Below are 13,829 nucleotides of genomic sequence, written 5' to 3'. Positions count from 1 at the left end.
TCTTTATTTGATAAGCTTTCCCCTGCTTTTGCAAGGGTTGAACTTCATATGAAGCGAATATATTGAAAGAGAAGGAGGCTGAGCTTAATGATTTATCCAAATGCATTAAAACAAGGTGATACAGTAATGATCATTGCACCATCTGGTCCACCTACAATCGAAAATGTATTAAAAGGTGTGAATGTATTACAAGAGATGGGGTTATCCGTAATAATCGGGAAGAGCGTTTACGAGAAATATGGATTTTTAGCCGGAAGTGATCAAGTTCGGCTTGACGATATACATGAAGCATTTACAAATAATGAAGTGAAGGCCGTTTTCTGTGCACGAGGTGGTTACGGAAGTGCTCGTCTCCTCCCTCACATTCAATATGAAATCATTCGGCAAAACCCTAAAATCTTTTGGGGATATAGCGATATTACAGCTTTACATACTGCTGTTTCACGTTATGCAAAGCTTATAACATTTCATGGTCCGATGATTGAAGAACTAGGAAAAGGTATTGATTCCCTATCTTTATCCTCTTTCAATCAGCTATTCCATCCGTATTCAACCATTTTATCTGCATCAGAATGTATCGTACCTAGCTCTCACAGTACAGTTACAGGTACGTTAGTTGGAGGAAATTTAGCTGTGTTAACAAGTATAATTGGCTCGCCCTACGAGATAAATACGGACAATACACTTTTATTACTTGAAGACATTGGTGAAGAACCGTACCGCATTGACCGTATGTTAAATCAGCTACTTTTATCTGGAAAGTTTAATGAATGCAGGGGCGTTATTTTTACAAGTTGTCACGACTGCACTCCTTCAAAGCCATCTCAATCATTGCAAGCAATATTATATGAATATTTCGCACCATATCATATACCGGTCCTATTCGGTTTACCAATTGGACATATAAGTCCAAACATTGGGATTCCTCTTGGAGCTACAGCTACAATAAGTACACATAATAAAACACTCTCTATTGCTTCCGGCGTAGCCACCCCGTGTTCAAATTAAAAAGGAAAAGCGATTACGCTTTTCCTTTTATTTATAATAGTTAAAAATTCGTCCAGATGCGATATCTGCAATTTCTTCTGGAATAAATGTTTTACTTATATCAGTGCCAACATTTAATACAGCTGTAGCATCTTTCTCAATGCTACCAAATAACTCTTTCCCACGTATCTTAATAAGGGGCGTTCCTTCTGGCAACACATCTTTTACAAATTCCATTTGTGTAAAGAACGGAACGATCCATCTATCTTCTCCTTGGAAATGACGCAAACGAAGTATTCCTTCTGTTGCCCCGTCCTCTGCTTCTAGTGAACCAGCAACATAAAACTCAGTAGATAAGAGCAATTCATAAAATTCCTTTTGCTTCTGTTTATCATCACCTGCTACAACAAGTACCTCTTCTAATTTCTTTACTGAAATTTGCTCCATATGATGCCACCCCTATTTTCAAAATGATTGTACTTAGATTATACGAAATATTCTTATTTTTTTCTACATAATTCGCAATTATTTTCTTAAAATAATTTTAATACTTCTTTTGTCGTCACAATCGTAGCAAACTCTTCATGTAAATTTACAAGTGTCATATTGTGAATATCTTCTGCACTATACTCCTTACCATCTAAACCTTTACGGTTAAAAGTAGCCGTTGCATCACTCACTAAATACGTTGTAAATCCTAAATTCCCTGCCATTCGTGTCGTAGTTTCCACGCAATGATTTGTCGTTAATCCTACAACCACTACTGCATTACATTTGTTCTTTCTTAATTGCTCTTCTAAATTTGTCCCAATGAACGCGCTGTTAACGAATTTCTGAATAACCACTTCACCAAGTAGTGGTTGCACTTCTTCTTTAAAGTTTACCGTTTCCGCTCTCTCATAAAACATTGACTGAGCATTTTCTTTATTTACATGTTGAATATGAAAAACTGGTCGTTTCCTTTTTCTCCATTCTTCTAATAAAATTCTCATGTTTTCTTCAGCAAAAATATTATTTCTCTCGCCCCAATCTGGTAATTGAAACGCCTTTTGTACATCGATTATGATAAGTGCTATTTGATTTGTCATCATTTCCCCTTAATTTGGCTGTAATTGAAATAGAAAACCAAGTTGTTGTGACGCAGTAATAAAGCAAACATAGGCGCAAAGCTCTACAATTTCTTTTTCTGTCCAATATTGTTTTAATACGTGAAACATAGTATCATCTATTGCTTTTCGGTCATGAACAAATGTATGCGCAAAAGTAACGGCTACGCCAATCTCCTCTGCCTTTTGCACATCATCAGGTCTTCCCTTTGCCATACAGTACGGACATTCATTCCCATACGCTAATGTTCTTCTCACTTGCTCCTTCAACTCTGCTGAAAGAGTTCCTTTATTGTACAGTGTATCTTCTAACGTACTCCACGAATGTAATATATCCGAATTATGCCCTAATAACTTTTGAAACTTTGTATCTCCTACATTTGATAATGAAATTCTCTCCATCATTTCCCCTCCTATTTCCTTCTGTTTTATTGTAAAATAAATAACGTTCACTTTACATTTCATATGAATCTTAATTTATATTTTTCCTTTACAAAAATCATTATTTTACTGGAGGTATATTTACAAATGCAATTAGACCGTGTTGATCGAAAAATTTTAAATGAATTATATAATGATAGTCGCCTTTCGATGCGTGAATTGGCGAAACGAGTAAACTTATCTGCTCCGTCTACTTCAGAACGTGTTCGTAAGCTCGAAAGCGAAGGTGTTATTCAAAAATACACAATCGATATTGATTATAAAAAGGCTGGACTCGTTTTAGATTGTATTTTAGAAATTACTTTAAAAAATGGTGATACAACACGTATGCAACAATTTATTCAGTCTTATCCATCTGCAAGTTTTTGTTACCGAGTAACAGGAAGCTTATGCTACATTGTAAAAATTTCTGTTCCTTCACTCGTTGAACTTGAAGAATTTATCAATGATGTTTCTTCATATGCAACGACCGTTTCTCATATCGTATTATCAGAAGTATCTCTTACTCCTGATATTGAACATATCTTCCCAGAAGATTAATTTATTTTTATTCATAAAATATAAAAAAACCCCTTACAATAAGAATAAAAATAATATATTATGTATTAAAATACATAAAGTTCGAGAAAGGGGCTTTACATTGAAAATCTGGTTTTATGAAAAAACGGCACAATTAGATGACTTGCTTGGTATTTGGGACAATGTTCCAACCATCCCGCGAATTGGTGAAAAAGTGGAGATTTTAAAGACGGTCCGCACTGTTACAGATATTAAATATGTAAAGAACGGTAATAATTTCCGAGTGGAAATTATTACAAATTAAAAAGTAGCTCCTTAGGAGCTACTTTTTAATTATCTACTATGTGCTTTCTTTATAACGATTTTATCTTCTTCTACAGATACTGTTACATAATCATTTTCTTCTAACCTAAGCTTATTTACAGCCTCATCTGGTAACTCTATGGCCATCAATCTATCGGTTACGATCACTTGACTATACACTTCATTCTCTTGTGATGCATTCACTACTTTTTGCTCATTTATAAAACGTACTGTTGGCACGCCAACTTCTTTTACTGTACGCCATTGTTTCCTAATATAAGGAATTAACCAAAGTAATCCGACAAGCGTAAGACCGATACCAATCCATAAATTACTTTGCGCTTGTAATTCAGTAATTGAGATTGTACCACTTTCTTCTCCACTGAAAAATTGTATACTTGTTGCAATCAAATTATTTAGAGCGTGCACAGCTATATTCGTCCATATATTTTTTGTCTTTATGTATAAAAGACACATAACCATACCAAACATGAACGCACCAATAACATCAAAATGTCCTAGGCCAAAAATAATTGAAGATATAATTACAGCTTTTTTAATTCCCCATTTATAAGCCATTCGCTGTAAGAAAAATCCCCTAAAAATAACCTCTTCCATAATAGGTGCTAACACACATGCTGAAATGAAAGTAAATATCGTCATATATACGTTACTCGTATTAATAACATTTCCGTCTTCTAGCATAGTAACTAAGAAATTCGGTAACGTATGTGCTAATATGTAAAATTGAATCTGAGATATGCCAACTGAAAAAATCATCCCCATTATCGTTGCTAATACAATTAATCCCCAAGGTAAACGTCCTGGCTTATCAAAAAAACTGTTGAATACAACATTATTTTTATTTGTTTTTACGTATAGCCAAAGTAACGGAAATACAAAAAATACAGTTATTTGTGAAATAACCTCCATCGTATTCTCAGAAACATTTGCTAGACCTAATGGGATCATTATAAGGAGCACCCCTATAATCATCCATCCAAAAAAGCTACGTAGCCTTATACGTGAAAATGCATAGTGCATATAAAACACCCCCAAAGATAGTAAAAATACAATAAAACTTTAATCAGTACTTTATAGGCAATCCTTTCCCTATAAATAGCAGGATAACTAAATTATAATATGAATATAGTTGAAACTCTTCCTATTTTTCTCAAATTATTTCAAACAGCATATCTCTTAAAATACCATATCGCTGTTCTTCAAGTTTCAATCTAAGTGAATTTTATGTAATAAAAATCCCCGTTTTTACAAGCGGGGATTTCTTTTATTATAATACGTCACGTTTTTGGAATAATGCACTTGATGCTACAAGTAATACAACAAAGTATGCAGCTATAAGTAATAATGAAGTTGTAAATGTAGGTTCTACTCCCCCACTAATTAATTTATTGCTGTCGTAAGCTCTTAAATCCAAATGGCTGAATACTACAAACTTCGCTACACCTTTTGCAAACATCATTAATACCATGTTAATTGTACCTTGTAAGAATAATAGAAACATCGTAATAATTATTGGTAATACAGACTTTCTAAACACATTTGCTAAGAAAAATGCAAGTGTTGCAAAGAAAAATGGTGATAGCAGCTGATATAATATTGTTTTTAAAACAATTCCTAACGTTAATTCAGTTTTACTACCGTCCATTACAATTACACCAATAATCAAAGCAATTAACGTACTAGCAAATACGATAAATAACATCGTTAATAATACTGTAATATATTTAGAAAATAAAATTGTCATTCGTTTTCTTGGACGAATTAATAATTGCTTAATCGTTCCTTTTTGGAATTCATCTGTAATTGTACGAGAAGCTATTGTAATTCCAAAGATCGTTGTGAATATCATAATTAAGCCGATATTTGAACTCGCAAAATCTAAGTAAGATCCACTTAAGCTACCAGCGTCGCCCCATTTCGCCAATACTACTGTTCCTAAAATCTCCAATAAAGCAATTACACCTATTAAAATATACATACCTTTTTTCGCATGCAACTTTAAAAATTCATTTTGAATTAATTTAAACATTACGCTTTCACTCCCCCAGTAATCGCTAAGAACTCATCCTCTAACGTTTTATTTTGAACAGTAACTCCGTATACAAGCACATCAGCATGAACAAGTTTTTTTACAAGTTGCGGAATGTTGTCTTTTGTTACAGATGCTACAATTACATTCCCTTTTGCTTTGCCTTTAATGATTTCATTCGCTTTCTGAACTTCATCTACTTCAAACGCTACAACGACTGCCTCATCATGTTTCACTTTTTCATGTAAGTTGTACTCTTGAACAAACTCACCTTGTTTAATAATAACGACGCGATCACACATTAATTCAATTTCACTCAATAAGTGACTTGATACGATTACAGCAATATTCTCTTCTTTCGCTAAACGTTGTAAATAATCACGAATTTGGCGAATACCAGCTGGATCTAATCCATTTGTCGGCTCATCTAAAATTAAGATTTTCGGCTGATGAAGTAATGCTTGTGCAATTCCTAAACGTTGTTTCATACCAAGTGAATATGTTTTCACCTTTTTATGAATCGCATGCTCTAATTCAACAAGCTTTATAATCTCAGCAATGCGCTCTTTACTAATTGGTGTAATGGCCATGTTCGCAAAATGCTTTAAGTTTTGCATTCCTGTCATATAATCATATAGTTCAGGATTTTCTACAATCGCTCCAATTTGCTCTAGCGCCTTTTCACGCTCCGAGCGAATACTATGTCCACAAATTGTAATATCGCCCTCTGTCATTGAAATAAGACCTGTCATCATACGGATCGTCGTCGTCTTACCGCTACCGTTCGGCCCAAGGAATCCGTATACTTCTCCTTCACGAACCTCAAATGATAAACCACGAATAATTTCCGTTCCACCAATCTTTTTTCGAACATTCTCTAACTTTACTACTACGTTTCCCAATGCTGATTCCTCCTTTAGACTTCTAGTTTTTTATCGATTATGTTACCTGTAACTACTAGTAATATAATTGTTAATAAACAATTAAAAAATAGATTTAAAATTGTAACCTCTGTACCAGAATAAAATGATGTATTTAAAAAACCATTTTGATCTATAAATCCAATATTATTTATAGCAAACACATACTTTTCTATTTGCTGAAAAATATACGTTATTCCTCCATTAAATGCGGTAAAAATGACGAATAAAACTAAACAAGCAACTTTATTCATCGATGATTTCACATTTAATAGCTTTACAATTACTATAATAAAATAAATAGAAACTAGCATATTAAGAAAATCTAGTCCCCATAAGAAAATAGATAACATATGATGTAATATTCCATAATTATATAAACTGTGTATTGCTTGCTGAATACCTAAATTAGTTTTTCCATTGTAAATATTTAAAGAAAAATAGTATAGAAAAATGATTCCTATTCCTAGCAAAATCATAAAGAGTAGTACACAGAATAAAATATTTGCACATATATACTTTTTTGCTGAAATAGAAGTATAACGTAGCATAGAGTTTTTTAACATTTTCCGAAAAGACGATATACCTGTTAAAAGAATTGCAAATCCATTTATACCTAGTATGATAAAGAATATAATAATAATTATATCTTGCCTACCTGAAATTCTAACTCCTGAAACTCCTTTCATATTAAATAAAAGAATTAATGAAACTGTAATAAAACCAAAGTAAATAATGGCTATCTTTCTCTTATTACAATTATACAGATAAAGAAAAAGCTGACTCATTTCTCATAGGCCTCCTTAAACAGCTCATGTACCGCTTTACCCTTTTGAAATCGTAGTTCTTCCACATTTTCATGCAATATTATTTCTCCATCTTTCAAAAAGATTACTTCATCGAATATATTTTCGATTTCTCTTATTAAATGAGTCGATATAAGTAGCGTACAATCTTCACGATAAAATTTAAGTATTAGCTCAAGTACATGTTCTCTAGAAACAAGATCAATCCCGCCCAATGGCTCATCCAGTACATATAGCTTCGCTTCTCGAGAAAACGTTAAAATAATCTGCAGCTTCTCAACCATACCTTTTGACAATGCTGTAATTTTTTCTTCTAACGGTATTTTAAATTCTGCAATCGTATCTACTGCTTTTTGAATATCGAAGTCTTTATAAAAATCTCGGTAAAAAAATAAAGCATCTTTTACAGTCATCCAATCATCAAAGACTGGCTTATCGGACATAAATGAAACGATTTCTTTCGACTGTAACCCTACCTTTTTACCATCTATTGTAATCCTACCTTCAGAAGGATATTGCAAGCCTGCAATCATTTTCAATAACGTCGTTTTCCCGCTCCCGTTATCTCCAACAAGCCCAACGATTTTCCCTTCCGTAATCTCTATGTTTAATTCACGGATCACTGCTTTTAATCCATATCTCTTCCATAAGTTTTCTATTTTTAATAGCTTTGTCATTGGCTCTCCTCCCTCTTATCATGTAATGAAGAACGAAGAATTGTAAGAATTTCTTCTTCTGAAAAACCTAAATTGTCCATTCCATCTATAAAAGAATGAAGTAATTCTTTCGCCATCTCTTTTCGCAGCTCCATAATTTTCTCCCCTTCATTCGTTACATACCGTCCCATTCCTCTACGTGTTACAACAACTCCATCCCGTTCTAGCTCTTGAAATGTACGCTGAATCGTATTTGGATTCACTTGTAATTCACTCGCTAATTCACGGACAGAGGGAATTTTATCACCAGGCAATAAATGTCCTGTTACGATCTCTTTTTTTATGTATTCCATTACCTGAATGTAAATTGGTGTATTTGGAGAAAACTCTATTTTCATTTCTTCCCTCCTTCCGTATCGGTGTACTAGTTAAATAATACACCGATACAAAAGGTTTGTAAATACCCATTTAATTACAAAAAAGTTCTATCCGTTAAACGAATAGAACTTCCCAATATAAATCGCTATACAAAAATAATAGTGTTATGTAAACAAAATTATAAAGAAAAACTGTCTTATCAATGAATAAGACAGTTTTTCTTTATAATCCTATATTAAAAGTTAAACACGAAGTCATCGTCAGCTAACTTTTCAACGTTCGTTGCTTTTACGTAACCATTTCCTTTTACAGAGAAGAAATCATGGTTTTTCGTATCTGTACGTAAACCATTTAAAACGATTGGGTTAATTTCTTCTTCTTCAAACTTCGGCTCAAGTCCTAAGTTCATAAGCCCTTTATTTGCATTGTAACGAACGAAACGATTTACATCTTCTACTAGACCGATAGAAGTGTAAATTTCTTCTGTATAGGCCATTTCAATTTCATATAGTTCCATTAATAACTCTTGTGTTTCTTTTTGCACTTCTTGTTGCTCTTCTGCAGAAAGTTCTGCGAAGATTTGTTGTGCTAAAATACCGACGAATACGCCGTGAATTGACTCATCACGAATTATCAAGTTGATAATCTCACCACTTGCTGTTAGTTTTCCTTGACCAGCTAAGTAAAGTGGATAGAAGAATCCGCTATAGAATAAGTAACTTTCTAAGAACACACTTGCTACCATTGCCATGTATAACTCTTTTTTTGTTACTTCAGGCTTTAATAAACGACGATAGTAACCAGTAATAATACCAGCTTTTTTCTCAAGTAACGGATGATTGTCTACCCAGTCAAAAATATCATCAATCTCTTCTTCTGTAGCTAACGTTGTGAAAATGTGACTATAACTTTTCGCATGTACTTCTTCCATAGCTCCCATGAAAGCTAATACACTTTTCGCTTGTAAATTTTCAAGATGAACAAGTACAAGTGGCATTCCTTCGCCACCTTGTTTCGTATCTAAAAGTGTTAAACCACCTAATACACGCTTATAAGCAATTTGCTCTTCTTTCGATAATTGCACCCAAGTATTTTTGTCAGACGAAACCGCAATTTCTTCTTCTGTCCAAAACTGAGCGATGTTTTGCTTCCAAAACATTAAACTAAAATCATCTTCTTTTTTGTTCCAGTTTACCGCACGCATTAAATCGCCCCTTCTCTAAATATGATAACTAAGCATGAGCAGGGTTCAGAAAACCCTGCTCATCATGTCTCACTTTTTATATTAAACGGTACAAGCCACACACTCTTCCACGCTTAATTTACGTGTTCTCGTATAATACAGACTCTTTAAGCCTTTTTTATGTGCATAGATGTAGTAACGTGCTAATTCACGTGTTGAAATATCACTATTAACGTAAAGAATTGTACTAATTCCTTGGTCAATATGTTCTTGAATTTCTGCGATTAAATCAATTAATTTAAACTGATTCATATCGTAAGAAGATTTATAGTACCAGAACGTATCTTTTGATAAATACGGCATTGGATAATATGTTGTCGCGTTCGCATATGTTCTTGATTCGATTTGACTTACGATCGGCATTACGCTTGAAGTTGCATTTTGAACGTAACTGATTGATTGTGTTGGAGCAATGGCAAGACGATATGAGTTGTATAAACCATTCTTTTGCACTTGCTCTTTTAAACTTGTCCAATCTTCTTTTGTTGGAATATGAATTCCTTCAAATAGTTGCTGAACTTTTTCAGTTACTGGGCTGTAATCTGTCGTTTCATACTTTTCAAAGTATGTGCCATTCGCATAATCAGATTTATCGAAGTCTTTAAATGTCTCGCCTTTTTCTGTAGCGATTTCCATACTTTTCTCAATAGAATAGTAATTTAACATCATAAAGAATGTACGAGCGAATTCTTTCGCTTCTGCACTTTCATAAGCGATTTTATTTTTTGCTAAATATCCGTGTAAGTTCATTGCTCCAAGTCCAACTGAATGAAGCTCGTCATTCGCTTTTTTCACAGTTGGTGCATTCGGAATAATCGTCATATCAGAAACAGCTGTTAAAGCTTCCATTCCCGCATGAACTGCTTCACGAATTTCTTTATTTTCCATTACGTTTACGATATTTAACGATCCTAAGTTACAGTTAATATCACGACGGATAATGTCATCTGTACCGTAATCATTTATTTCTGAAGTTTCTTGAAGCTGGAAGATTTCTGTACATAAGTTCGACATCTTCACAGTTCCAATATCCTTCAATGGATGTTGATTATTTGCATTTGATTTAAACATTAAGTATGGGTAACCAGACTCAAGCTGAATCATGGCAATTTTAATAAGCATATCACGTGCACTAATATCTAGTGGCTTCTTCTTCACTTTCGGATTGCTCATTAATTCATCGTACATTTCATCAATGTCAATATCATCTAAATGCTTGCCATATTCTTTATAAACCGTATAAGGCGCGAAAACATGGAAAGGTTCGTTTTTCTCAGCAAGCTCAAAGAACTTACTTGGAACGATAATTCCGATTGATAGAGACTGAATACGGCTCTTCTCATCGGCATTTATTTTTTTTGTATCAAGGAATTCAATAATATCCCAATGGAAAATGTTTAAATATACTGCACCGGCACCTTTTCGTTGGCCAAGCTGATTCGCATATGAAAACGAATCTTCAAGCAATTTCATAACAGGTACTACACCACTTGCAGCGTTGTCGATACCTTTAATTTGCTCACCACGTGCGCGTAGCTTAGATAAGTTTAAAGCTACTCCCCCGCCGATTTTTGATAATTGCATCGCAGTATTAATGTTAAAGCCGATTGAATTTAAACTATCGTCCATCTCTAACAAGAAACAAGACACCATTTCTCCTCTTCTGCTTCTTCCCGCATTTAAAAAGGTTGGTGTCGCTGGTTGGTAGTTTTGTTTTACAATCATGCTTGCGAATTGTCTTGCTTTCGAAACATCACCGCGTCCTAAGTATAATGAAACAATTGCTACACGATCTTCATAGCTTTCTAAGTATTGTTTTTGATCATTCGTTTTTAACGCATAATCTTTGTAGAACTTAGATGCTGCCATATAAGATTGGAACTCGAAGTTTTCACCATAAGCGATGTTATATACTTCCTCTACTTCCTCCAAGCTATACTCGTCCAGAACGTTGTAATAGTAATCATGTTCTTTCATATACTCCATTCGCTCTGCCACGCTATTAAAAGGAACGGTATTCTCTCTAGCTTCTTCCATAAAGACTTCTAATGCCTCTTTATCTTTATGAAGCTGATAAAAACCGTCCTGCATTTGCGTGATTTCATTATTCAGTTCAATGTGTCGCAATCTCCCGCACCCTTTCCTTAAAATATTCTACATCGTTATTTGTTCCAGATAACTCAAATTTTGATACAATAGGCACTTCATATTTAGTAGAAATCTTGTCAGCACTTGCACCGAACATGTCTCCCCAGTTACGATTGCCGCTTGCAGATACGCCTTTTAATTTTTCATTATTGCGCTCTAAAAAGTCTAAAACACGTTCTGGTACATTGCCAAAACCTGTTGTATACGTAATAAGAATAAAGTCTTCATCTATTACTAGATCTTCATCAATTTGAACGGCCGGCATATTTAATTTGTGAATGAAACGCTTCACGTTTCCTGTCATAGAATCATATGCAACTAACATTTCCGACCCTCCCTCTCAAATCTATATTCTCTATATGTTGTTCTTGATTTCTCTATATATTGTATTACGTTTCAAAATAAGACACAAGATATATGTATAAATTCTTTCTTTTTTTAACTTTTACTTTTCGACATGATAGCCGTTTTTTTTCAATACAATGACTATGAAACAACATTCTAAAACTCATGTCAATAAAGTGCTTTTCAAAAAAGTTGTCAACGAATTTAACCTTATTTTTAAAAAAGTTAACAATATATTTTGTCATAAAACGGTAGATGCTGAAGAAATATATTTCTCCAGCATCACGCAAAAAAGAACAGATATGAAACTATAATCTGCTCTAAAAAAAGATTACATTTATCAAATTTACCTTATTAAATATATTATACATATACTTTCGTTTCTCGTTACATACTAAAAGATAACTATTATAGAAAAAGATTATTATTATGGAACTTCAATTTATTTATGAAAAGTTTATTCAGATTGCTCAATGCGCAAAATATCTTTTACAAATATATGATGCGGATTTTCATCTTTATCAATCATTGTACATACAGGAGCCTCTTCATCAAAGTATACAATCATTCCTTCTACGTACTGATATGTATGTTGAACTTGTACAGTTACTTTAATTTCTACTGCTTCTTCATATGCTCTTTTTATTTTCTGAAGCATTTTTGCTGAACATTTTCTTTTCTCTGGATACATAACCATTCCCATAAATCGATTGCCGGCTCTATCTTTCCACATATAATCCCAATGTGGTAAAATGCCTTGTTTAAAATCGCCCATAATTCCCCTCTCCTTTATCTTTTATTTATCCCGCATTAAACGTCCGATTGGTGAAGGCTACTAATCAGTGAGAGATGCCCTGCTGATCAAAATTCCCCTTTATGAACGTGGCGTTTCTGAATATGTATAAATCACTTGCCCGCCTCGCTGTGCGTTACCAATGAAATGTTTAAAGTCTTCTCGATTTACTAAAACTTCTCTGAACGTATAAAATACATCTTTCGTAACAACATACTCCTTTATTTCACCATTTTTCAGCTGATCCAAAATTGTATTTGCTAATTCTTTATCCATGTATTTCACCTCTATGCAATATTTTATTTTATCTTATATTCTATAGGTCAACAACTGTAAAATTATCCAGATGCTATACCTTCATTTCATTTTCATTATTTTTCAAAAGATATCTCTTTAGTATATGTCCACTAAATATCATATACTAACATAGCTACTTCTCTATATCAAACATTTCGACATTCAATTATGCAAAGTTTCACACCGCTATGCTACAATATATGAATAGAACTAGGAGGGATACTATGATTCGGAAAGCAAAAAAGACAGATGCGAAACTGGTAGCACCTTTATTGTATAACGCTCTGCACGAAATTGCTGAAAAAATCACAGGTAGCACAGTTGAGACAGAAGTATTACTAGGACTTGAAACATGGTTCTCAAAAAAGAAAAATCGACTGAGCTATGAAAACTGTTTTGTATATGAGCAAGACGGGGGTGCAGTTGGAGTTATTGTCGCTTATCACGGTAGTGAAGCAACACAGCTTGATGCACCAATTGTACATCACTTAAGAGAATTACATAATGATGAATCAATTACGTTAGAAAAAGAAGCTGAGCTTGATGAGTATTACATTGATACATTATCAGTTTCAAGTGCACACGGCGGAAAAGGTATCGGTTCTAAATTAATTGAAGCTGCCGAAATCTATGCAACTGAAAAAGGGCATGAAAAAATCGCTTTACTTGTTAATTTAGAAAACACACGCGCCTATTCATTATACGAAAAGTTAGGTTATAAAAAAGATGAAATTGTTATGCTAGTAGGCGAACCTTATGCTCATCTCGTAAAACCATTAAACGTCAAAATTTCTATATCTTAAAAAGAAAGCACACGATTTATATAAATCGTGT

18 protein-coding genes are annotated in these 13,829 nt (G+C 33.7%); 4 read left to right on the top strand and 14 right to left on the bottom strand.

Annotation, left to right across the window (positions count from 1 at the left end; all coding sequences use genetic code 11):
* Nucleotides 1-87: 87 nt before the first annotated feature.
* On the top strand, nucleotides 88-1,008 hold the full coding sequence (locus F3I02_RS16440; RefSeq protein WP_000640069.1) for a S66 peptidase family protein: 921 nt from the start codon (nucleotides 88-90) through the stop codon (nucleotides 1,006-1,008).
* Nucleotides 1,009-1,035: 27 nt separating this feature from the next.
* Here F3I02_RS16440 and F3I02_RS16435 read toward each other — a convergent pair whose 3' ends face one another.
* The 3 genes from F3I02_RS16435 to F3I02_RS16425 all read right to left on the bottom strand — a co-directional run bounded on the left by F3I02_RS16435 (nucleotide 1,036) and on the right by F3I02_RS16425 (nucleotide 2,495).
* Complete coding sequence (locus tag F3I02_RS16435) at nucleotides 1,036-1,434, bottom strand: SseB family protein (protein WP_196478185.1); 399 nt, start codon at nucleotides 1,432-1,434, stop codon at nucleotides 1,036-1,038.
* Nucleotides 1,435-1,520: 86 nt separating this feature from the next.
* Nucleotides 1,521-2,075, bottom strand: coding sequence for a cysteine hydrolase family protein (locus F3I02_RS16430; protein WP_000184437.1), 555 nt, complete (start codon nucleotides 2,073-2,075; stop codon nucleotides 1,521-1,523).
* 9 nt (nucleotides 2,076-2,084) lie between these two features.
* The gene (locus tag F3I02_RS16425) at nucleotides 2,085-2,495 is read right to left on the bottom strand and encodes a carboxymuconolactone decarboxylase family protein (RefSeq protein WP_000439757.1); all 411 of its coding nucleotides are present in this window, start codon (nucleotides 2,493-2,495) and stop codon (nucleotides 2,085-2,087) included.
* A gap of 126 nt (nucleotides 2,496-2,621) precedes the next feature.
* Here F3I02_RS16425 and F3I02_RS16420 point away from each other — a divergent pair, with 126 nt between their 5' ends.
* A complete protein-coding gene (locus tag F3I02_RS16420) occupies nucleotides 2,622-3,074 on the top strand; it encodes an Lrp/AsnC family transcriptional regulator (protein ID WP_001175505.1) in 453 nt (150 codons plus the stop codon).
* Between the two features lie 100 nt (nucleotides 3,075-3,174).
* Nucleotides 3,175-3,357 carry a DUF3913 family protein gene (locus tag F3I02_RS16415; RefSeq protein ID WP_000707107.1) on the top strand — a complete coding sequence of 61 codons (183 nt, stop codon included), beginning with the start codon at nucleotides 3,175-3,177 and terminating at the stop codon, nucleotides 3,355-3,357.
* Nucleotides 3,358-3,386: 29 nt separating this feature from the next.
* On the opposite strand, the gene F3I02_RS16410 is transcribed toward F3I02_RS16415, so the two are convergent.
* The 11 genes from F3I02_RS16410 to F3I02_RS16360 form a co-directional block, all read right to left on the bottom strand.
* Complete coding sequence (locus F3I02_RS16410) at nucleotides 3,387-4,400, bottom strand: CPBP family glutamic-type intramembrane protease (protein WP_196478184.1); 1,014 nt, start codon at nucleotides 4,398-4,400, stop codon at nucleotides 3,387-3,389.
* A gap of 247 nt (nucleotides 4,401-4,647) precedes the next feature.
* Nucleotides 4,648-5,409 (bottom strand): ABC transporter permease, encoded by a 762-nt coding sequence (locus F3I02_RS16405; RefSeq protein ID WP_196478183.1) that lies wholly within the window; start codon nucleotides 5,407-5,409, stop codon nucleotides 4,648-4,650.
* Complete coding sequence (locus F3I02_RS16400; RefSeq protein WP_000528786.1) at nucleotides 5,409-6,311, bottom strand: ABC transporter ATP-binding protein; 903 nt, start codon at nucleotides 6,309-6,311, stop codon at nucleotides 5,409-5,411. Before F3I02_RS16400 ends, F3I02_RS16405 begins: the two co-directional genes overlap by 1 nt.
* 14 nt (nucleotides 6,312-6,325) lie before the next feature.
* Nucleotides 6,326-7,117: a hypothetical protein gene (locus tag F3I02_RS16395; protein ID WP_000080430.1), complete on the bottom strand. Its 792-nt coding sequence runs from the start codon at nucleotides 7,115-7,117 to the stop codon at nucleotides 6,326-6,328.
* The gene (locus tag F3I02_RS16390) at nucleotides 7,114-7,812 is read right to left on the bottom strand and encodes an ABC transporter ATP-binding protein (RefSeq protein WP_000163897.1); all 699 of its coding nucleotides are present in this window, start codon (nucleotides 7,810-7,812) and stop codon (nucleotides 7,114-7,116) included. Before F3I02_RS16390 ends, F3I02_RS16395 begins: the two co-directional genes overlap by 4 nt.
* On the bottom strand, nucleotides 7,809-8,189 hold the full coding sequence (locus F3I02_RS16385; protein WP_000687512.1) for a GntR family transcriptional regulator: 381 nt from the start codon (nucleotides 8,187-8,189) through the stop codon (nucleotides 7,809-7,811). Before F3I02_RS16385 ends, F3I02_RS16390 begins: the two co-directional genes overlap by 4 nt.
* A gap of 215 nt (nucleotides 8,190-8,404) precedes the next feature.
* Nucleotides 8,405-9,373: a class 1b ribonucleoside-diphosphate reductase subunit beta gene (nrdF, locus tag F3I02_RS16380; RefSeq protein ID WP_001203025.1), complete on the bottom strand. Its 969-nt coding sequence runs from the start codon at nucleotides 9,371-9,373 to the stop codon at nucleotides 8,405-8,407.
* Between the two features lie 81 nt (nucleotides 9,374-9,454).
* Entirely contained in the window at nucleotides 9,455-11,539 is a 2,085-nt protein-coding gene (gene nrdE / locus F3I02_RS16375; RefSeq protein WP_001215839.1) for a class 1b ribonucleoside-diphosphate reductase subunit alpha, read from the bottom strand.
* Nucleotides 11,526-11,885, bottom strand: a complete 360-nt coding sequence (gene nrdI / locus F3I02_RS16370; RefSeq protein WP_000959447.1) for a class Ib ribonucleoside-diphosphate reductase assembly flavoprotein NrdI — start codon at nucleotides 11,883-11,885, stop codon at nucleotides 11,526-11,528. The genes nrdE and nrdI overlap by 14 nt, the downstream gene beginning before the upstream one ends.
* A 477-nt stretch (nucleotides 11,886-12,362) precedes the next feature.
* A complete protein-coding gene (locus tag F3I02_RS16365) occupies nucleotides 12,363-12,680 on the bottom strand; it encodes a hypothetical protein (protein WP_000502202.1) in 318 nt (105 codons plus the stop codon).
* Between the two features lie 99 nt (nucleotides 12,681-12,779).
* Nucleotides 12,780-12,974, bottom strand: coding sequence for a hypothetical protein (locus tag F3I02_RS16360; RefSeq protein WP_000356683.1), 195 nt, complete (start codon nucleotides 12,972-12,974; stop codon nucleotides 12,780-12,782).
* A gap of 245 nt (nucleotides 12,975-13,219) precedes the next feature.
* Between F3I02_RS16360 and F3I02_RS16355 the strand changes: the two genes are divergently transcribed.
* The gene (locus tag F3I02_RS16355; RefSeq protein WP_196478182.1) at nucleotides 13,220-13,798 is read left to right on the top strand and encodes a GNAT family N-acetyltransferase; all 579 of its coding nucleotides are present in this window, start codon (nucleotides 13,220-13,222) and stop codon (nucleotides 13,796-13,798) included.
* The last annotated feature ends 31 nt before the right edge of the window (nucleotides 13,799-13,829 follow it).

This window comes from Bacillus sp. SRB3LM (assembly GCF_015712745.1).
In the GTDB taxonomy this organism is placed as follows: domain Bacteria; phylum Bacillota; class Bacilli; order Bacillales; family Bacillaceae_G; genus Bacillus_A; species Bacillus_A thuringiensis_K.
This window is presented reverse-complemented; position numbering and strand designations above follow the sequence as displayed.

Bases quoted from the DNA above. Each gene is read 5' to 3' on its own strand.
- nrdF (WP_001203025.1), bottom strand. From the start codon at position 9,373: ATGCGTGCGGTAAACTGGAACAAAAAAGAAGATGATTTTAGTTTAATG.
- F3I02_RS16390 (WP_000163897.1), bottom strand. From the start codon at position 7,812: ATGACAAAGCTATTAAAAATAGAAAACTTATGGAAGAGATATGGATTA.
- F3I02_RS16410 (WP_196478184.1), bottom strand. From the start codon at position 4,400: ATGCACTATGCATTTTCACGTATAAGGCTACGTAGCTTTTTTGGATGG.
- F3I02_RS16405 (WP_196478183.1), bottom strand. From the start codon at position 5,409: ATGTTTAAATTAATTCAAAATGAATTTTTAAAGTTGCATGCGAAAAAA.
- F3I02_RS16430 (WP_000184437.1), bottom strand. From the start codon at position 2,075: ATGACAAATCAAATAGCACTTATCATAATCGATGTACAAAAGGCGTTT.
- nrdI (WP_000959447.1), bottom strand. From the start codon at position 11,885: ATGTTAGTTGCATATGATTCTATGACAGGAAACGTGAAGCGTTTCATT.
- F3I02_RS16425 (WP_000439757.1), bottom strand. From the start codon at position 2,495: ATGGAGAGAATTTCATTATCAAATGTAGGAGATACAAAGTTTCAAAAG.
- F3I02_RS16420 (WP_001175505.1), top strand. From the start codon at position 2,622: ATGCAATTAGACCGTGTTGATCGAAAAATTTTAAATGAATTATATAAT.
- F3I02_RS16395 (WP_000080430.1), bottom strand. From the start codon at position 7,117: ATGAGTCAGCTTTTTCTTTATCTGTATAATTGTAATAAGAGAAAGATA.
- F3I02_RS16440 (WP_000640069.1), top strand. From the start codon at position 88: ATGATTTATCCAAATGCATTAAAACAAGGTGATACAGTAATGATCATT.
- F3I02_RS16365 (WP_000502202.1), bottom strand. From the start codon at position 12,680: ATGGGCGATTTTAAACAAGGCATTTTACCACATTGGGATTATATGTGG.
- F3I02_RS16355 (WP_196478182.1), top strand. From the start codon at position 13,220: ATGATTCGGAAAGCAAAAAAGACAGATGCGAAACTGGTAGCACCTTTA.
- F3I02_RS16435 (WP_196478185.1), bottom strand. From the start codon at position 1,434: ATGGAGCAAATTTCAGTAAAGAAATTAGAAGAGGTACTTGTTGTAGCA.
- F3I02_RS16360 (WP_000356683.1), bottom strand. From the start codon at position 12,974: ATGGATAAAGAATTAGCAAATACAATTTTGGATCAGCTGAAAAATGGT.
- F3I02_RS16385 (WP_000687512.1), bottom strand. From the start codon at position 8,189: ATGAAAATAGAGTTTTCTCCAAATACACCAATTTACATTCAGGTAATG.